General features: G+C 29.8%; 17 protein-coding genes. 13 read left to right on the top strand and 4 right to left on the bottom strand.

Translation table 11 applies throughout. The annotated features are described in order from the left end of the window. Window positions 1–62 precede the first annotated feature (62 nt). The 4 genes from nrdG to GIL12_RS06140 all read right to left on the bottom strand — a co-directional run bounded on the left by nrdG (window position 63) and on the right by GIL12_RS06140 (window position 3815). Window positions 63–551, bottom strand: coding sequence for an anaerobic ribonucleoside-triphosphate reductase activating protein (gene nrdG, locus GIL12_RS06155; protein WP_163469624.1), 489 nt, complete (start codon window positions 549–551; stop codon window positions 63–65). Window positions 552–565: 14 nt separating this feature from the next. After that, complete coding sequence (gene nrdD, locus GIL12_RS06150) at window positions 566–2728, bottom strand: anaerobic ribonucleoside-triphosphate reductase (protein ID WP_163469623.1); 2163 nt, start codon at window positions 2726–2728, stop codon at window positions 566–568. 179 nt (window positions 2729–2907) lie between these two features. Continuing rightward, window positions 2908–3501, bottom strand: coding sequence for a recombination mediator RecR (recR, locus tag GIL12_RS06145; RefSeq protein WP_163469622.1), 594 nt, complete (start codon window positions 3499–3501; stop codon window positions 2908–2910). A gap of 8 nt (window positions 3502–3509) precedes the next feature. Beyond that, window positions 3510–3815, bottom strand: a complete 306-nt coding sequence (locus GIL12_RS06140; protein WP_163469621.1) for a DUF496 family protein — start codon at window positions 3813–3815, stop codon at window positions 3510–3512. A gap of 153 nt (window positions 3816–3968) precedes the next feature. Between GIL12_RS06140 and ftsY the strand changes: the two genes are divergently transcribed. From ftsY to GIL12_RS06075, 13 genes are all read left to right on the top strand, one after another. Continuing rightward, window positions 3969–5000 (top strand): signal recognition particle-docking protein FtsY, encoded by a 1032-nt coding sequence (gene ftsY / locus GIL12_RS06135; RefSeq protein ID WP_163469620.1) that lies wholly within the window; start codon window positions 3969–3971, stop codon window positions 4998–5000. A gap of 181 nt (window positions 5001–5181) precedes the next feature. Continuing rightward, on the top strand, window positions 5182–6204 hold the full coding sequence (gene pta, locus GIL12_RS06130) for a phosphate acetyltransferase (protein WP_163469619.1): 1023 nt from the start codon (window positions 5182–5184) through the stop codon (window positions 6202–6204). A 41-nt stretch (window positions 6205–6245) separates the two neighbouring features. Beyond that, a complete protein-coding gene (locus tag GIL12_RS06125; RefSeq protein WP_163469618.1) occupies window positions 6246–7448 on the top strand; it encodes an acetate/propionate family kinase in 1203 nt (400 codons plus the stop codon). Between the two features lie 117 nt (window positions 7449–7565). Continuing rightward, the gene (gene nifJ, locus GIL12_RS06120; RefSeq protein WP_163469617.1) at window positions 7566–11150 is read left to right on the top strand and encodes a pyruvate:ferredoxin (flavodoxin) oxidoreductase; all 3585 of its coding nucleotides are present in this window, start codon (window positions 7566–7568) and stop codon (window positions 11148–11150) included. 776 nt (window positions 11151–11926) lie between these two features. Beyond that, window positions 11927–12946 (top strand): 3-deoxy-7-phosphoheptulonate synthase, encoded by a 1020-nt coding sequence (gene aroF / locus GIL12_RS06115; RefSeq protein WP_163469616.1) that lies wholly within the window; start codon window positions 11927–11929, stop codon window positions 12944–12946. Between the two features lie 46 nt (window positions 12947–12992). Then, complete coding sequence (locus GIL12_RS06110) at window positions 12993–13889, top strand: prephenate dehydrogenase (RefSeq protein ID WP_163469615.1); 897 nt, start codon at window positions 12993–12995, stop codon at window positions 13887–13889. Further along, complete coding sequence (gene aroB / locus GIL12_RS06105) at window positions 13870–14931, top strand: 3-dehydroquinate synthase (protein ID WP_163469614.1); 1062 nt, start codon at window positions 13870–13872, stop codon at window positions 14929–14931. The genes GIL12_RS06110 and aroB overlap by 20 nt, the downstream gene beginning before the upstream one ends. 20 nt (window positions 14932–14951) lie before the next feature. Further along, the gene (gene aroA / locus GIL12_RS06100) at window positions 14952–16256 is read left to right on the top strand and encodes a 3-phosphoshikimate 1-carboxyvinyltransferase (RefSeq protein WP_163469613.1); all 1305 of its coding nucleotides are present in this window, start codon (window positions 14952–14954) and stop codon (window positions 16254–16256) included. Beyond that, window positions 16249–17340 carry a chorismate synthase gene (gene aroC, locus GIL12_RS06095; protein WP_163469612.1) on the top strand — a complete coding sequence of 364 codons (1092 nt, stop codon included), beginning with the start codon at window positions 16249–16251 and terminating at the stop codon, window positions 17338–17340. The genes aroA and aroC overlap by 8 nt, the downstream gene beginning before the upstream one ends. A gap of 21 nt (window positions 17341–17361) precedes the next feature. Next, on the top strand, window positions 17362–18225 hold the full coding sequence (gene pheA / locus GIL12_RS06090; RefSeq protein ID WP_163469611.1) for a prephenate dehydratase: 864 nt from the start codon (window positions 17362–17364) through the stop codon (window positions 18223–18225). Continuing rightward, complete coding sequence (aroE, locus tag GIL12_RS10140) at window positions 18218–19537, top strand: shikimate dehydrogenase (protein WP_163469610.1); 1320 nt, start codon at window positions 18218–18220, stop codon at window positions 19535–19537. Before pheA ends, aroE begins: the two co-directional genes overlap by 8 nt. Window positions 19538–19549: 12 nt before the next feature. Continuing rightward, window positions 19550–19990 carry a type II 3-dehydroquinate dehydratase gene (aroQ, locus tag GIL12_RS06080; protein WP_163469609.1) on the top strand — a complete coding sequence of 147 codons (441 nt, stop codon included), beginning with the start codon at window positions 19550–19552 and terminating at the stop codon, window positions 19988–19990. Between the two features lie 106 nt (window positions 19991–20096). Next, window positions 20097–20546, top strand: a complete 450-nt coding sequence (locus GIL12_RS06075) for a universal stress protein (protein WP_203522549.1) — start codon at window positions 20097–20099, stop codon at window positions 20544–20546. Window positions 20547–20739: the final 193 nt, after the last annotated feature.

Here is a 20739-nt window from a genome sequence, read left to right as displayed (position 1 = left end):
TAATTAAGAAAGTCAATAAATAAAAATAAGCTGTCATACACTTACATATGACAGCTTTCCTTTTATTTGTTTTTTAAATGAATGATTCTTTGATTTCGTGATCCTCTAAATTTAAGAGTAATATCTTTTTCTTCCTCTATAAAGGGTCCGTCTATTAAAACATCTATGTAATGTAAAAGTTCATCAGTTACTTCACAATATTTTTTTCCATTTGGTATTAAATCTTTATCATATACATATCCTGTGTAAAACCATAGGTTTTTTTCTGGAAACTGAGATTTAACTTTTTTAATAAAGGGTAATAATCTTCTTTGATTTTCCTCTTCAAAGGGTTCTCCTCCTAAGACAGTTAATCCACTAATATATTTTTCCTTAAGTAATTCTAAAATATAGTTTTCAGTTTCTTGTGTAAATTCTTTTCCATATTTAAAATTTTGAGTCTCAGGATTAAAACAATTTTTACAACGATTTCTACAGCCAGAAACAAAGAGAGAAACCCTTACCCCTTTTCCATTGGCAATATCAACTTTTTTTATATTTCCATAGTACATAATAAACTTCCTTTTTATAAGTGTAGAACTCTCTCTTTAATTTCTTGAGTTCTTCCTTGATTCCAATATTGAGTTCCAATATATCCACAAGTTCTTCTAGCAACATTCATTGTAGTTTGATCAGTATTTCCACAGTGAGGACATTTCCAAATTAGTTTTCCATTTTCATCCTCTTGAATTTGAATTTCTCCTGTGTAACCACATTTTTGACAATAATCACTCTTTGTATTTATTTCAGCATACATAATATTATCATATATATGTTTAAGAACAGCCATAATTGCCTCTAAATTATCTTCCATATTTGGAGTTTCAATGTAACTTATTGCTCCACCAGGGGATAATTCTTGGAATTTTGCTTCAAAACTTAATTTAGAAAAAGCATCAATGTTTTCAGAAACATTAATATGATAGCTGTTAGTAATATAGTTTTTATCAGTGACACCTTCAATTATTCCAAATCTTTTCTTAAGTAATTTAGCAAATTTATAAGTTGTACTTTCAAGTGGAGTTCCATAAACAGAAAAATCTATATTATGTTTTTTCTTCCATGTGGCACAAGCGTCATTTAAGTGTTTCATTATTTCCAAAGCAAAAGGTGTAGCTTCAGGATCAGTATGAGATTTTCCAGTCATGTATTTAATACATTCATAAAGTCCAGCATAACCTAAAGAAATTGTAGAATATCCATTAAATAATAATTTGTCAATAGTTTCACCCTTTTCAAGTCTAGCTAGGGCTCCATTTTGCCATAAAATAGGAGCAACATCAGATATAGTTCCCTTTAAACGATTATGTCTAGCCATTAATCCTCTATAACAAAGATCTAAACGTTCATCAAAGATTTTCCAGAATTTATCTCTGTTCTTTTCTGAAGAACAAGCAATGTCAACTAAATTAATAGTTACAACCCCTTGATTAAATCTTCCATAAAACTTAGGCTTATCATTTTCATCATGATAAACTGTTAAAAAAGAACGACAACCCATGCAAGTATAACAATTACCATCTTTTAATTCTTTCATTTTCTTTTCTGAAATATAATCTGGAACCATACGTTTAGCAGTACATTTTCCAGCTTTTTCAGTTAAATAATAATATGGAGAATCCTCATTAATATTATTTTCTTGTAAAACATAGATTAATTTTGGGAAAGCAGGGGTAACCCATACTCCTTGTTCATTTTTAACTCCTTGATAACGTTGGTCTAAAACTTCCTCAATTATCATAGCTAAATCCTTTTCCTCTTGTTTGTTTTTAGCTTCTCCTAAGTACATAAATACTGTTACAAATGGAGATTGTCCATTTGTTGTCATAAGAGTTACAACTTGATATTGAATAGTTTGTACACCACGATTAACTTCATCTCTAACTCTTTTTTCAACTAATTGATTAAATTTTTCTTCAGTTATTTCAATGCCAATTTCATTAAAATTTTCCTTTAATTGTTTTTTTATTTTATTTCTACTAACTTCAACAAAGGGAGCCAAGTGAGCAAGGGAAATGCTTTGACCTCCATATTGAGAACTTGCAACTTGAGCAATTATTTGAGTTGCAATGTTACAAGCTGTTGAAAAAGAATGAGGCTTATCAATTCTAGTACCACTAATTACAGTTCCGTTTTGTAGCATATCCTCTAAATTTACCAAATCACAATTGTGCATATGTTGAGCAAAATAATCAGCATCATGAAAATGTATAATTCCCTTATCGTGAGCATCTACAATATCTTGATCTAGTAAAAAACGTTTTGTAATATCCTTACTAACTTCCCCAGCCATGTAATCCCTTTGAACACTTACAACTGTGGAATTTTTATTTGAATTTTCTTGTTTAATTTCTTCATTTGAACTATTAAGTAAACTTAAAATTTGAGCATCTGTAGAGTTAGATTTTCTAACTAAAGCCCTTTGATATCTGTAGGTAATATATTTTTTAGCCACAGAAAAGTGTTTACCTTTCATCAAATTTAATTCCACAAGATCTTGTATATCTTCAACATTTAACGAATGATCTGAATTTAAGCAAATGCTTTCAACAGTGCCAGCTAATTTCAAAATATCTTCTTTAGAAATTTTTTCAGTTTCTGGAACTTCTTTATTTGCCTTTCCAATAGCACTGATGATTTTGTTTATATTAAAATCAACTTCCATCCCACTTCTTTTAATTATTTTCATAAAATCGCACCCCTTAATATAAAATTGAATCTAAGGTATAATACCATATATGGCGTTTTTTTTCAAGAGAAACAACTATATATTGTGTTTATGTTAGCTGTGCACAGGTGGAATAGTTGTATTTATAGGGTTATATTTATATAAAATTTTATAAAAAAAAGGGGATATTTCCCCATTTTTTATAATTTTTGTCTTCCTTCAATAGCTTTACTAATTGTAGCACTATCTGTAAATTCTAAATTTCCACCCATTGGGATACCACTGGCTAATTTTGAAACTGTTAAACCAAAGGGTTTTATTAATTTTGTTAAATACATAACAGTTGTTTCCCCTTCTAAATCAGAACTTAAGGCGAAAATAACCTCTTCTATAGATTCATTTGCAATTCTATTTAAAAGAGATTTAATATTTAATTTATCTGGTGTAATTCCATTTAATGGAGCAATTTTTCCATTTAAAACATGGTAACTTCCATTATATTTTCTAGTTTTTTCTATTGGAAGAATATCTTTCCCATCTTCAACAACACAAATAATTGAATTATCTCTTGTTTCATCTGAGCAAATATTACAAATTTCATTTTCACTAAAATTTCCACAAATCTTACATTTTTTAACATAAACTTTTACATTTGTTATTGCCTTTGCAAAATTATTAACCTCTTCTTCCTTTAAATCCAATACATGAAAGGCCAGTCTAGTAGCGGATTTTTTCCCTATTCCAGGAAGTTTGTTAAATTCCTCTATTAAAATTTCTAAATATTTAGATGACATTGGTTCTCCTATTCAACAGGTGTATTTTTTATTCCAGCTTTTCTCAAATCTCCAATTATATTTTTTCTTTCCTTTTCAAGATCAGCAATACTAATAGTGTGATCACTAACTCTTTCTTCATAATCTAATTTCATATTTTCAACTATACTTACAAAATCTTCATAAGTCATAGTTGGTTTAATATATTCTTCTAAATTATTAAGAAGTAAAACTCTTTTTTTATTATCCCTTACTTTTTTTTCGTGATCTTGGATTTCCCTTTCTATTTTATTTTTTCTTCTAGCTTTTCTAACTATTTCTAGTGCTTTATCCATTTAAAAATCCCCCTTAAATAAATTTATTATATTATGTATTCTATACCAATATTTTTAAATTTGCAATTTTTTTTAAAAAATGTAAATTATTGAAAAAAAAGAATATATATGCTAATATAAAGATAGGTGTGAGTACTATTTTATGGAGGGAATATGGGGATTTTTAAAAAATTATTTAGAAAAAAAGAAACTGAAGTAGAAGAGAAGGTTGAAAAGAACAATATACCGATTGAAGAGGATAATATACTAATAGATGAAGAAAGTAGTAAAAAAATAAATTTATTTAAATCTTTAAGGGAAAAACTTTTCAGAACAAGGGAAGGTTTCTTTGGAAAAATAAAAGATATTTTTTCAGGAAAAGATGTAATAGATGATGGAATGTATGAAGAATTAGAAGAATTGTTAGTGCAATCTGATATTGGAATGGATATGACTATGAAGATAGTGTCATCTCTAGAAAAGGAAGTTAAGAAAAGAGGTTTAAAGGATCCAAAGGAAATCTATGAAGTTTTAAGATTGGTTATGGAAGGTTTCTTAATTAAAGAAAATAATGAACTTGATATTAGAGATGGAGAATTAAATGTAATATTAGTTGTGGGAGTAAACGGAGTAGGAAAAACTACAACTATAGGGAAGATAGCAAATCAATTGAAAAAAGAAGGAAAGAAAGTTATAATTGGTGCAGCAGATACATTTAGAGCTGCAGCTATAGAGCAACTAGAAGAATGGGGTAAAAGAGCAGAGGTTGAAGTTATAAGTAAAGAACAAGGAAGTGATCCTGGAGCAGTTGTTTATGAAACTATTTCCATAGCTGCAGCTCAAAAAGCAGATGTGGTTATCATAGATACAGCTGGAAGATTACACAATAAAGCAAATTTAATGAAAGAATTGGAAAAAATAAATAATATTATAGTTAAAAAAATAGGAAGCGAAAGATACGAATCAATCCTAGTGTTAGATGGGACTACAGGGCAAAATGGATTATCCCAAGCTGAAATGTTTAACGAGTCAACTAAATTAACAGGATTTGTTGTGACAAAGTTAGATGGAACAGCTAAAGGGGGAATTATTTTTAGCATTTCAGAAAAAATTAAAAAACCAATTAAATATATTGGAGTGGGAGAAAGTATTGAAGATCTTAGGAAGTTCAACGCTAAAGAATATATTAACGCAATATTTGATTAAAAATTAATCGTTTTATTTGCTTTTTAGTTAGAAAAAAGAGCGAAAAAAAGCAAAAAAAAAATTGTAAATATTTGTAAAATTTGTTAATATATAGTTGAAGTTTAAGAAAAATAGTTAAATTACGTTTAACAACAGTTAATGTTATAAATAAATTATTATTAAATCTTTGAGGAGGACTAAAGTGAGTTTTTTAGGAAAAGTAAGAAAAAAAGCCTTAGTATCAAACAGTAGGATTGTGTTACCAGAAGCACATGATGAAAGAGTAATGAGAGCAACAGCAGAAATATTAAAGGAAAAATTAGCACGTCCAATATTAATAGGAAGTGCAGAAAAAATAGCTTTAGATGCTAAAGCCTATGAAATTTCAATTGAAGGGGCTACTATAGTTGATCCTGAAAATTTTGAAAAAATGGATGCATATGCTACTAAATTAGCAGAAATAAGATCAAAAAAAGGAATGACTTTTGAACAAGCAAAAGCAAAATTAATGTCTGATAAAGATTTCCTAGGAGCAATGTTAGTTAAGATGGGAGATGCAGAAGGAATGGTATCTGGAGCAACTGCACCAACAGCTAACGTATTAAGAGCAGGAATTCAAGTTATAGGAACAAGACCAGGAGTAAAAACAGTTTCTTCTGTTTTTGTAATGGAATTAACTCAAAAGAAAGATTTATTTGGAAGCATCTTATTATTTGGAGATTGTTCAGTTATACCAAAACCAACTTCAGAACAATTGGCTGATATAGCTACTTCAGCTGCTGAAACAGCTATAACAATAGCTGGAATAAATCCAAGAGTTGCATTAATGACTTTCTCAACTAAAGGTTCTGCACATCATGAATGTGTTGATTTAGTTAAAGATGCAGGAAAAATATTAAGAGAAAGAAAAGTTTCTTTCAGATTTGATGACGAATTACAAGCAGATGCTGCTTTAGTTAAATCAGTAGGAGAAGTTAAAGCTCCTTTATCTGATGTTTCTGGAAATGCAAATGTTTTAATATTCCCAACTTTATCAGCTGGTAATATAGGATATAAATTAGTTCAAAGACTTGCAGGAGCAAATGCTTATGGTCCAATAATTCAAGGTTTAAATGCACCTATAAACGATTTATCTAGAGGATGTTCAATAGATGATATAACTGTTTTAGTTGCAATTACTTCAGCTCAAGCTTGTACTACATGTACAATAGCAGCACAAGATTAATAAGTATTAATAAATATAAAAAAGTAAAAGGAGTTTATTTAATGAAAGTATTGGTAATAAATTGTGGTAGTTCATCTTTAAAATATCAATTATTAAATCCTGAATCAGGTTTAGTTTTTGCAAAGGGACTTTGTGAAAGAATAGGAATAGAAGGATCAAGAATGGAATATGAAGTTCCTTCAACTGATTTAGAAAAAGAATTTAAACAAGCAATGCCTACACATAAAGAAGCTTTAACATTAGTAATAAATACATTAACTGATAAAGAAATAGGAGTAATTGCTTCAGTTGATGAAGTTGATGCATTAGGTCACAGAGTAGTTCATGGGGGAGAAGCATTTGCAAAATCAGTATTATTAACTGACGAAGTATTAAAAGCAATTGAATCAAACAATGAATTAGCACCACTTCACAATCCAGCAAACTTAATGGGAATAGATACTTGTAGAGAATTAATGCCTGGGAAACCAAATGTATGTGTATTCGATACTGCATTTCATCAAACAATGCCAGCTAAATCTTACATGTATGCACTACCATATGAAGATTATACTGAATTAAAAGTAAGAAAATATGGATTCCACGGTACATCTCATAAATTCGTTTCTGAAGAATGTATCAAAGCAATGGGAAATCCTGAACATTCAAATATAATAGTATGTCATTTAGGAAATGGAGCATCAATCTCAGCTGTTAAAGATGGGAAATGTATAGACACTTCAATGGGTCTTACTCCATTACAAGGTGTAATGATGGGAACTAGATGTGGGGATATTGATCCTGCAGCTGTTTTATTTATAAAAGGAAAAAGAAACCTTTCTGATAAAGAAATGGATTCAAGACTAAATAAAGAATCAGGAATTTTAGGAATATATGGAAAATCTTCTGACTGTAGAGATATGGAAAATGGAGTTGAAGCAGGGGATGAAAGAGCAATACTTGCTGAAGAAATGTTCATATATAAAATTAAAGCTTACATAGGAAACTATGCAGCACAACTTGGTGGAGTAGACGCAGTTTGCTTTGCTGGTGGAATTGGAGAAAATGCAGCAGGTGTTAGAGAAGCAGTTTTAGAAGGATTAGAGTTTATGGGAATTAAAATAGATAAAGAAATAAACTCAGTTAGAAAAAAAGGTATTGTTGACTTAACAGCAGCAGACTCTAAAGCAAAAATCTTTAAAATACCTACTAATGAAGAATTAGAAATTGCAAGAGATACTTTTAATATAGTAAACAACAAATAAAATATTAACAAAAGGCAAGCTAATAATATTGAAAATATTAGGAAGGTATTGGAATACTCTTCTAATATCCAATGTGATTAATAAAAACTCAAAAGGTTTAAAAAGGGAGGAAACAAAATGGCAAAACAAATGCAAACTATGGATGGGAACCAAGCAGCAGCTTACGCATCATATGCGTTTACTGAAGTAGCAGGAATTTATCCTATCACACCATCATCACCAATGGCAGAATATACTGACGAATGGGCAGCAAAGGGTATGAAAAATATCTTTGATGTTCCAGTAAAATTAGTTGAAATGCAATCAGAGGCAGGAGCAGCGGGAACTGTTCATGGTTCTTTGTTAGCAGGGGCACTAACAACTACTTATACAGCTTCTCAAGGGTTATTATTAAAAATACCTAACATGTACAAAATAGCAGGGGAATTATTACCAGGTGTTATACATGTATCAGCAAGATCATTATCTACACATGCATTATCTATCTTTGGAGATCACCAAGATATATATGCAGCAAGACAAACTGGATTTGCTATGTTAGCATCTAACTCAGTTCAAGAAGTAATGGACTTAGCAGGGGTTGCACATTTATCAGCTATAGAATCTAGTATACCATTCATGCATTTCTTTGACGGATTCAGAACTTCACATGAAATTCAAAAAGTTGAACTAATGGATTATGATGTATTTAAAAAATTAGTTAACAGAGATAAAATTGAAGAATTCAGAAAAAGAGCATTAAATCCTGAATTCCCAGTAACAAAAGGAACAGCTCAAAACGATGACATTTACTTCCAAGGAAGAGAAGCTCAAAATAAATTTTATGATGCAGTACCTGATGTAGTAGCTCATTACTTATCAGAAATTTCTAAAGCAACAGGAAGAGATTACAAACCATTTAACTATTATGGACATCCAGAAGCTGACAGAGTAATAATTGCTATGGGATCTGTTTGTGAAACTGCTGAAGAAGTTATTGACAATTTATTATCTAGAGGAGAAAAAGTTGGTTTAGTTAAAGTTCACTTATACAGACCATTCTCAGCTAAATACTTCTTCCAAGCATTACCTGAATCAGTTAAAAAAATTGCTGTTTTAGATAGAACTAAAGAAGCTGGATCAGTTGGAGAACCTCTATATCTTGACGTTGTATCTTTATTCAACGGAAAAGAAAATTCACCAGTAATCGTTGGTGGAAGATATGGACTATCATCTAAAGATACTAATCCTTCTCAAATATTTGCAGTTTACAGCGAATTATTAAAAGACAAACCTAAAAATAGTTTCACAATTGGTATTAATGATGATGTAACATTTACTTCATTACCACTTACTGATCACACAGTTGTTTCTAAAGAAGACGTAAAAGCTTGTTTATTCTACGGACTAGGAGCAGACGGAACTGTTGGAGCTAACAAAAACTCAATAAAAATTATAGGTGACAAAACAGATTTATATGCTCAAGCATATTTCGCTTATGATTCTAAAAAATCAGGAGGAATCACTAGATCTAACTTAAGATTTGGTAAAGAACCTATTAGATCTACATATCTAGTATCTGCACCTTCATTTGTAGCATGTTCTCTTGCAGCTTATGTTGGAAAATATGATATGATTTCAGGATTAAAAAATGGTGGAACATTCCTATTAAATACTGTATGGACTGAAGAAGAATTATTACACAATGTTCCTAACAGCTTTAAAAAAGAATTAGCTGAAAAAAATGCTAAATTCTACATAATTAATGCAACTAAATTAGCTGAAGAAATTGGACTAGGAAACAGAACTAATACAATAATGCAATCTGCATTCTTTAAATTAGCTGACATCATTCCATTTGCAGAAGCTCAACAATATATGAAAGATTATGCTAAAAAATCATATGCTAAAAAAGGTGACGACGTAGTTAAATTAAACTGGGATGCAATTGATAAAGGTGCTGACGGAATTCAAGAAATTAAAGTTGATCCAGCATGGAAAGACCTTCCAAACGATATCTCTTGTGAATCAGAATGTGGAACTTGTTGTGGATCTTGTGACTGTGGAAGTGTTGAAGATAAAACAGCAGCATATGCTAAAAATATCTCTGATGCAGTAAACCACGTTAGAGGAAACGAATTACCAGTTTCAGCATTTAACGGATATGAAGACGGTACAATTGAAAACGGTTTAGCTTCTTTAGAAAAAAGAGGAGTAGCAGTAAATGTTCCTGAATGGCAAGTAGAAAATTGTATCCAATGTGGTCAATGTGCTTATGTATGTCCACATGCTGTAATTAGACCTTTCTTATTAGATGAAAAAGAAATGGCTAATGCACCAGAAGGATTAGAAACTAAAAAACCACTTGGTAAAGGTTTAGATGGATTACAATATAGAATACAAGTATCTATAATGGATTGTACAGGTTGTGGATCTTGTGCTAACGTATGTCCAGCAAAAGAAAAAGCTTTAATTATGAAACCAATTGACGAAGAAAAAGCAAAAGGTCAAGAAGAAAATGCTAAATATATGTTTAACGAAGTAACTTACAAAGATAACTTAATGGCTAAAACTACAGTAAAAGGATCTCAATTTGCTCAACCATTATTTGAATTCAATGGAGCTTGTCCAGGTTGTGGAGAAACACCTTACATTAAAGCAATAACTCAATTATTCGGAGATAGAATGATGGTAGCAAATGCTACAGGATGTTCTTCAATTTATTCAGGATCATCACCTTCAACTCCTTATTGTAAAAATGCTCAAGGAGAAGGACCATCTTGGGGATCTTCATTATTTGAAGACAATGCTGAATATGGATTTGGTATGCGTGTTGCAGTTGAAGCTTTAAGAGATAGACTTCAAGACATTATGGAAAAAAATATGGATAAAGTAGATGCTAAAGTTGCTGCTTTATTTACTAAATGGATAGAAAACAGAAAATCATCTGAAATAACTAGAGAAGTAAAAAATGAATTACTTCCATTGTTAGAAGCTTGTGGTTGTGAAGTTTCTAAAGAAATTCTTTCTTTAAAACAATACCTAGTTAAAAAATCTCAATGGATCTTTGGTGGAGACGGTTGGGCTTATGATATTGGTTATGGTGGAGTTGACCATGTATTAGCTACTAACGAAGATGTAAACATACTAGTTATGGATACAGAAGTTTACTCTAACACAGGAGGACAAGCTTCTAAATCAACACCTACTGGAGCAGTTGCAAAATTCGCAGCAGCAGGAAAATCTTATAAGAAAAAAGATTTAGCAGCTATAGCAATGTCTTATGGACATATCTATATTGCTCAAGTATCAATGGGTGCAAATCAACAACAATATCTAAAAGCCTTAGCTGAAGCTGAAGCTCATGATGGACCATCTTTAATCATTGCTTACTCTCCTTGTATTAACCACGGTGTTAGAAAAGGAATGAGCAAATCTCAAACTGAAATGAAATTGGCTACTGAATGTGGATACTGGCCAATATTCAGATATAACCCAGCTTTAGAAGCAGAAGGTAAAAACCCTCTAACTCTAGATATGAAAGAACCAAACTGGGATAAATATCAAGAATATCTAATGGGAGAAGTTAGATATGCTACTCTTAAAAAAGCAAATCCAGCTCATGCTGAAGAATTATTCGCTAAGAATAAATTTGACGCACAAAGAAGATGGAGACAATATAATAGACTTGCAGCTATGGACTTTTCAACAGAAAAAAAATAGTGTCTATTTAAATAATTAACTAAATTCCCCTAGCTTAGGCTGGGGGAATTTTTAATTTATCCCTTAGGTTTTTCATAAAGCTTGACTTTTAAAATGAATAGTGTTAGAATACAAAAAAACAGAAAAAAGGGGAGATACAAATGGAAAAGTTAAATAAAAGCTATTTAAATAAAATATCTCTTAAAAATATATTTTCTTGGTATTGGTGCTAGGAAAAAGTTTATGCTTGTTTTAACAAAACAGATATAGACTTTTTTTTGCTAAACAATTAATTGGCTAAGAAAGTGTATCTGTGATATGGAATTAATATAAATTTATTAATTTAAACCTCAGATTACATCTGAGGTTTTTTTATTGTAGTTTACATATGGAAATAATTAAACAAAAATAATTAAACAAAAATAAAATAAAAATTATTTGCATTTCATATGCCTTGTGTGTTAATATATACAAAATAAAATATTTAATAGGTTTTAAGAGCTTATTATAAATTTATTATATAGGTTTTTAATAATTAATGTTTATTTTTTATTGTTTAAAAAATAAAGTAATATATGTTTAAACATTGAAAATTTTTCAAGTTTTAATAAAAAATAAGCATAAAATTCTAAAATACCGAACAAATTTATACGTATTTTTTCTATAAAGCTAAGTAAATCAATGGCCTTGTAAAAAAAAAGCGACAAAGAAAATAAAAATATTGTTATCTAGAATAAAATGGTTAAAAATGATAATATTATTTAAATAAAAAATTAAACAAAGAGAGGGGAAATAATATGATTGTAGTTATGAAAAACGGGACGCCTGAATTGGAAATAAAAAAAATAATGAAAGAATTGGGGAAAAATGGATTTCAAGTAAATGAAATAAAAGGAGTAAATTATACAATTTTAGGACTTATAGGAGATACTGTATCTATAGACCCAAGGGATATATCAGTAAATGTACATGTTGAAAAAGTAATAAGAATTGAAGAACCTTATAAACAAGCTAATAGAATATTTCATCCAGAAAACAGTATTATAGATGTTGCAGGGATTAAAGTTGGAGGGGAAAAATTAGCTATAATTGCAGGTCCTTGTTCAATAGAAACAAAGGATCAAATGAATGAAGTTGCAATGGAAGTTAAAAAATCAGGAGCTTCAATGTTAAGAGGTGGAGCTTTTAAACCAAGAACATCTCCATACTCATTCCAAGGTCTAAAGGAAGAAGGTTTAGACATGCTAGTTGAAGCAGGTAAAAATAATGGACTACCAGTGGTAACAGAATTAATGTCCATAGAAAAAATACCTTTATTTGAAGAAAAAGTAGATTTAATTCAAGTTGGAGCAAGAAACATGCAAAACTTTGAATTATTAAAGGCAATAGGAAGGGGAACAACTAAACCTATATTATTAAAACGTGGATTATCTGCAACAATAGAAGAATGGATAATGTCAGCAGAATATATTATAGCAAGTGGAAATCCAAATGTTATCCTATGTGAAAGAGGAATAAGAACATTTGAAAACTATACTCGTAATACTTTGGATTTAAGTGCTGTATTAGCAGTTAAAAAATTAACTCATTTACCTGTTATTGTGGATCCTAGTCATGCAGCAGGAAAATGGTGGATGGTTGAAGGGTTAGCTAAAGCAGCTATAGCAGTTGGAGCTGACGGATTAATGATAGAGGTTCATAATGATCCTAAAAATGCTTGGTGTGATGGGGCACAATCATTAAAACCAAAACGTTTCAATAAATTAATGGAAGAATTGAGAAAGATAGCAAAAATTGTAGGACGTAGCATGGATTAGGAAATAATGATATAATAAATTCAAAATATAAAGGCTAGGGGGATATATGACAAATGAAATTTCTATTTTAGAAAAAAATATAGAAGATTTAGTGTTTGCTATTGTTGGAGTAGGTTTAATTGGAGGATCTTATGGTAAATATTTAAGAAAGTTTAAGGTTAAAAAAATAATTGGAATTGATATTAATGAAGATTATTTAAATGAGGCTTTAGATGAAAATATTATAGATGAAGCATATAAAAATCCAAATGAAGCTTTAAAAAAAGCAGATGTTATAATTTTTTCCATATATCCAAGTACCCTAGTTAATTTTATAAAAAATAATGTTAAATATTTTAAAGAAAATGTACTATTAACAGATGCAACAGGAATAAAGGGTAAGTTAATAAAAGAGATAGAACCACTTTTAGGTGAAAATATGGATTTTGTTTTTGGACATCCAATGGCTGGAAGAGAAGGTGTTGGAGTTGGACAATCAACAGGGGAAATGTTCAAAGGTGCAAGTTACATACTTATTCCAACTTCTAGAAATAAGGAAGAAAACATTATTTGGATGGAGAATTTTATAAATCTCTTGGAATGTAAAGATTATATAAAGGTTTCCCCTGAAAAGCATGATGAAATTATTTCTTACACAAGTCAACTTCCCCATGTTATGGCTGTGGCCCTGGTTAATAGTAGCAATATGGATGAGGATGCAAGTTATTTTATAGGTGGTGGTTATAGGGATACTACCCGTGTTGCAGATATTAATGAAGATTTATGGGCTGATTTATTTTTAGATAATAAAAAATTTATAGTTGAAGAAATAAAGAAGTTAGAAATTCAATTGGAAAACTGGAGAAATGCATTGGAAACAGAGGATGCAAATAAATTAAAAAATATGATGAAAATGGCAACAATAAAAAGAAGAGGGATAATAAATGCAAAAAATAAAAATTAATTTAGGACCAAAGACATATGATATAGAAATAGAAGCAGGAATTTTAGAAAAAATAGGTGGAAAAATTAAAGACTTTGTACATGGGGAAAAAATAGCTATAATTACAGATACTAATGTGGATCCTATTTATGGGGAAATTTTAGAAAATTCATTGAAAAAGGAAGGCTATATTGTACAAAGGATAGTTTTCAAAGCAGGGGAACAAAGTAAAAATTTGCAAGTTTTAGAAAAAGTTTATAGTGAATTGTCAGATTTTGGGCTAACTAGAAGTGATTTGATAATAACTTTAGGTGGTGGAGTTACAGGGGACCTTGGAGGATTTGCAGCAGCTACTTTTTTACGTGGCGTTGACTTTATACAAGTTCCAACTTCATTACTTGCTCAAATAGACAGTAGTGTTGGGGGAAAGGTAGCTGTGGATTTACCTAGTGGAAAAAATTTAGCAGGTAATTTTTATCAACCAAAGGCAGTATATATAGATCCTAAATTATTAAAGACTCTACCTAAAAAATATCTACATGATGGTTTTGCAGAGGCTATAAAATACAGCTGTATAAGGGATATTGAACTTTTTGAAAAATTTGAAAGTATGAATACAGATGAGGATATAATAAATAGTTCAGAAGAAATTATTTTTAGATGTTGCTCAATAAAGGGAAAAATTGTTGAAGGTGATGAATTTGACAAGGGAGAGAGAATGGTTCTTAACTTTGGTCATACAATAGGACATGCAGTGGAAAAATACTATGGCTTTAATAAGTATACCCACGGAGAAGGTGTTGGAATAGGGATGATTAGAATCACTGATACAACTGAGAAATTAAATATTACAGAAAAGGGAACAACTGAAAGGATAAAAAACCTACTTGAAAAATTTAATTTACCAACTTCTGTAACATTAAAGTCATGTGAAATTCATGAGATTATTAAAATGGATAAGAAAAAATCTGGAAGTAAAATAACTATAGTTCTTCTAAAAAAATTAGGACAAGGTGAATTATTAAAAATAGATTTTAAAAATATAGGGGAATATATTATTTAATATACAGAAAGGAGAAAGTATTGAAAACTTTAAAAATAATACCAAAAAATTTAAAAGGAAGCATTTCCATTCCTTCTTCAAAGAGCATGGGACATAGGGAAATAATCTGTGCTGCCCTTGGAAGTGAAGAAAGTATAGTAGATAATATTAGTATTTCAAAGGATATAGAAGCAACATGCAAGGCTCTAATTAATTTAGGTGTGGAAATAAAGGAAGTTAAATCAAAGATTCAAGGAAGAAAAGCTTTTAAAATTAAGGGAACAGATGGAAAATTTAAAGTTACTCATAATATAATAGATTGTGGAGAATCAGGATCTACTCTTAGATTTCTAATACCCTTTGGAGCAACATGCAATGAGGAAGTTATATTCACAGGACATGGGAAACTAGTATCTAGACCATTAAAACCTTACTATGATATATTCAATAGGAAAAAAATAAAATATGAGACTAGTGATAATGAAAATCTTCCTGTAAAGGTTAATGGAAAATTAGAAGCTGGGGAATATGATCTTCCAGGGGATGTTAGTTCTCAATTTATAAGTGGACTTTTATTTATATTACCTACTTTAAAAGGAGATTCAATACTAAGAATAACTTCAAAACTAGAGTCTCGTAGTTATATTGATTTAACACTTTCTTCTTTGGAAAAGTATGGAATAGAAATAGAGCATGATAATTATATGACCTATAGGATTAAAGGTTCTCAACATTATAAGAGTAAAGATTCCATTGTTGAAGGGGATTATTCTCAAATTGCATTTTGGTTAGTTGCAGGGGCTCTAAATAATAGAGAAAATAGCATTCTTTGTAAGGGGATAAATTTAAATTCTCTACAAGGGGATAAAGTTATAATAGAAATATTACAAAGAATGGGAGTATCCTTAAATATAAAAAGAAAACTAAATGAAATAGAAGTTTGTGGAGGAGAAGAAATTCAAAACACAGTAATAGATGCAAGGGATTGCCCAGATATAATTCCAGTACTTACAGTACTTGCAAGTATAGGGAAGGGTACAACTGAAGTTATAAATGCAGGAAGGCTAAGAATAAAGGAATGCGATAGATTAAAGGCAATAACAACTGAACTAAACAAAATAGGTGCAGATATTACAGAACTACCTAATGGACTTATAATCAATGGAAAAGAAAGGTTAACAGGTGGGAAGGTAGAATGTTGGAATGATCATAGGATAGCTATGAGTTTAGCAGTTGCATCTATTAAATGTACAGAACCTTTAATTTTAAATGGAACTGAATGTGTTAGCAAATCCTACCCTGAGTTTTGGAATGATTTTGCAAAATTAGGAGGAAATTATGAGTAGTATATTTGGAAATAAAATAAAATTATCTATTTTTGGAGAATCTCATGGACTTGGAATTGGAGTTATTATTGATGGATTTCCTGCTGGTTTAGAAATAGATTTAGAAGAAGTAAAAAGAGAGATGCAAAGAAGAGCTCCTGGAAGAAATAAAATGTCTACTCCAAGAAAGGAAAAGGATGAAGTAATAATTCAAAGTGGTATTTTTCAAGGAAGAACAACAGGAACTCCCATATGTGGAATGATATTAAATACAAATCAAAATTCCAAGGATTATGGATATTTAAAGGATATAATGAGACCTAGTCACGCAGATTACTCTGGGAAAATAAAATATAAGGGATATAATGACTACAGGGGAGGAGGCAGTTTTTCAGGAAGATTAACTGCACCTTTGGTTTTTGCAGGGGCTCTTGCAAAACAATATTTAAAAAGATATGAAATATTTATAGGAGCACATATTTCATCCATTGGTAAAATAAAGGATGATAGTTTTAATTCTTTAAATGAATCAAAGGAATTATTTGATACATTGAGCAAAAAAACTATCCCTGTAATAAATGATGAGGCTCTACTTAATATGGAAGAAGAAATAGCTGTAGCTAGGGAAAATAAAAATTCAATTGGTGGGGAAATAGAGTGCATGGGAATAAATATTCCAGCAGGAATAGGGGAACCTTTTTTTGACTCTGTGGAAAGTAAATTATCCCATATGCTTTTTTCAATTCCAGCAGTTAAAGGGGTAGAATTTGGTTTAGGTTTTGGGATTTCTGAAATATATGGAGATGAAGCTAATGATTCTATGTATATAGATGACAATGGTGAAGTGAAAACAAAAACCAATAATAATGGTGGAATACTTGGGGGAATAACAAATGGAATGCCTATTTTGTTTAGAGTTGGAATTAAGCCTACTCCTTCAATAGGGAAACCTCAAGAAACAATAAATTTAGAAACAGGTGAAAATACAACACTTGAAGTAAAAGGGCGTCACGATCCTTGTATAGTTCAAAGGGCAGTGCCAGTTGTTGAAAGTGTAACAGCAATTACAATATTAGATTTGTTACTTTCAAGTGATTTAAAATAAATTAATTATAATGGAGTACTTATGGAAAATAATAAAAATAGAATACATATTGGTTATCAAGGTGTAGAAGGGGCCTATAGCCATTTAGCAATAGAAGAATATTTTAAAAATGAAAATATTGAAGAATATAATTATTCCATATTTGAAGATGTTTTAGAAGCAGTTTCCAAGGGAGAAATAGAATATGGTATTTTACCAATTGAAAATTCTTCAACAGGGGGAATAACAGAAGTTTATGATTTAATAAGACAGTATAACTGTTTTATTATAGGGGAAAAAATTATAAAAGTTGATCATAATCTACTAGCTTGCCCAGGAACAAAACTAGAAGATATAACAGAAGTTTATTCTCATCCCCAAGGTTTTGCCCAATGTGGGAAATTTTTTAAAGAAAATCCTAAAATGAAAAAAATCCCTTACTATAATACAGCTAGGGGAGCAAAGCTAGTTAGTGAAGAACAAAAACCATATATGGGTGCAGTTGCAGGAAAGCAAGCTGCAAAAAGGTATAATCTAGAGATACTAGCTTCTAATATAAATGCAAATAAAAATAATTATACTAGATTTTTTATAATTTCAAAAAAAATGCTTAAGAATAGTGCAGCAGATAAAATAACTATGGTTATAACTTTAAAACATGAGCCAGGTAGTTTATATAAACTTTTAGGATGTTTCTATAATTTTAATATGAATATGGAAAACATAGAGTCTCGTCCAATTGAAGAAAAACCATGGGAGTATTTTTTCCATATTGATGTAACTGGTAATTTAGAAGATAAAAATGTTAAGAAAGCTTTGGAAAATATAAAGGAATTTGCTGCAGAATACAAAGTTTTAGGAAACTATATTGGAGAAAAAAGAAAAGAAGGGGATAATTATGATTAAACTTGGCTTACTTGGAAAACATTTAGGGCATAGTTTGTCTCCTAAAATTCATAAACTATTATTTAAAGAATTAAAAATTCAAGGAAGTTATGACTTATTTCAAGAGGAAGAAAAAAATGTACATGCCTTTATTGAAAGAATATCCAAAGAAAATCTAGGAATAAATGTGACTATTCCATATAAAATAAAATCAATTTCCTCCTTAGATTGGATTTCCAAGGAGGCTAAAAAGATAGGTGCAGTTAATACTATCTTTTTTAATAATGGGAAAAAATATGGATATAATACAGATTATTTTGGATTTTCAAGGTTATTAGAGTACAATAATATAGAAATATATAATAAAAAAGTTGTAGTTCTTGGAGCAGGGGGAGCAGCTAGAGCAATAATAACTTGTGTGAAAGATTTAAAGGCTAAAGATATAATAATTGTAGCTAGAAACATTGAAAAAGCAACTTCTCAGCTTGGAAGTTTAATAAATAAAAATATAAAAGTAATTAGTTTCAATGATTTTGAAAAAGGAAACATTGAAGCAAAAAAAGATGGAGAAATTGTAATAAACTGTACTCCAGTTGGTATGTTTCCAAATGTAGATGAATCTCCAGTTAGTGATAACGTAATTAGAAATTATGAAGTCTTTGTTGATTTAATATATAATCCCATTGAAACTAAATTTTTAAAAAAGGCTAGGATTCTTGGGAAAAAATCAGTTAATGGTATGTTTATGTTAGTTACTCAAGGAATAGCTTCTGAGGAAATATGGCTTAACAGGAAAATAGAAAATAATATAATTGAAAAAATATCTAAAAAACTAAATGATAAAATAAATATTGTCCTTATAGGAATGCCTGGATGTGGAAAATCTTTCCTTGGGGAAAAATTAGCTGGAAAATTAAAGATGGAATTTATAGATTGTGATAAGTATTTAGAGAATAGGGAAGAAAAATCAATTTCAGAATTATTTGAAATAGGTGAAGAATATTTTAGAAATATTGAAACGAAATATATAAGAGAAATTTCTTTAAAGGAAAACATAGTAATTTCCACAGGGGGTGGAGTTGTTAAAAGCCCTGAAAACATGAAATTATTGAAAAAAAATGGAATTGTTATTTTTATTAATCGTCCTTTGAAAAAAATAATAGAAGATATAGATACAAAATCAAGACCTCTTCTTTTAGAAGGAAAAGAAAAACTTTATAATCTCTATAAGGAAAGGTTAGATTTATATGAAAGTTATTCAGATTATATTATAGAAAATAAAAATAGTGTAGATGAAGTCCTAAATGATATAATTAATATTATGGACAAATAAAGGGAGGACAGTATGAAAATATTAGTTATAAATGGTCCTAATATAAATATGCTAGGAATTAGAGAAAAAAATATTTATGGAACAGGGGATTATTCTTTTCTTTGTACTTTGTTAAAAGAAAAAGCAAAGGAAGAAAATATTCAACTGGAAATAAAACAGAGCAATTATGAGGGAGAAATAGTTAATTTTATTCAAGAGGCCTATGGAAATGTAGATGGGATAATAATAAATCCAGCAGCTTATACTCATTATAGTATAGCTATTTTAGATGCCTTAAAAGCAGTTGATATTCCAACAGTTGAAGTACATATTAGTAATATTCATAAAAGAGAAGAAATGCGTCACAAGTCTGTAACAGCAGCAGCTTGTGTGGGACAAATTTCAGGTTTTGGTCTTAAGGGTTACCTTCTAGCTATGGAAGGATTAATTGATTTTTTTAAGAATAAAAAATAAAAATTATTTTATTTAAAGGTAGAGTTTACTTTTTTAAATTTATGAGCTATACTAAAAATAGAAGGTGATTCAATTTTAACTAAGTGTTTAATAGGAGGAGATGTATATGAAGAAAGTACTTATTCCATTAGATGGTAGTGAAAGAAGTTTACATTCTATTTCATTGATGAAAGAGTTATATAAGCCTACTGATGCAGAAATAATTTTAATGTATGTTGAAGAGGGAACAGAGGAAATTTATAAAGATCTAGATGAAACTCTAAAGGGTAAAACCTATGAAGAGGGTAGGAAAATATTTGAAAGTCATGATTTAAAAGGTAGAATTGAGGCAAAATTAGATGAAACTTTGAAACTTGTGGAAGGTTATTCTGTAAAGAAGGAAGTTTTTTTTGACAAGAAAGTTGGAAAAGAAATTTTAAAAGTAGCAGATGACAATGAAGTTGACTTAATTATTATGACTAAATCTACAAAAAAAGGATTTGAAAAGATGATAGGATCAGTAACTAGCTATGTTGTTAAACATGCTAAATGTATAGTGCTTATAGTTCCTGAATAAACATATACCAAAAGAACCCGACTTGTAGTGAACCCATTTTCTTGGACATGAAATTTAATATTTAATTGGTTCTTTGTCAACTGGTGTTGGTGGAGAAAAATAAAAAAATAAATAATGTTTTTGTTCCTTCAGCTTTATGCTGAAGGAATTTTTATTTTTGTTAAATTGCTATAAATTAAAATTCTATTTCTTA

This window comes from Fusobacterium sp. IOR10, from assembly GCF_010367435.1.
In the GTDB taxonomy this organism is placed as follows: Bacteria; Fusobacteriota; Fusobacteriia; order Fusobacteriales; family Fusobacteriaceae; genus Fusobacterium_B.
This window is presented reverse-complemented; position numbering and strand designations above follow the sequence as displayed.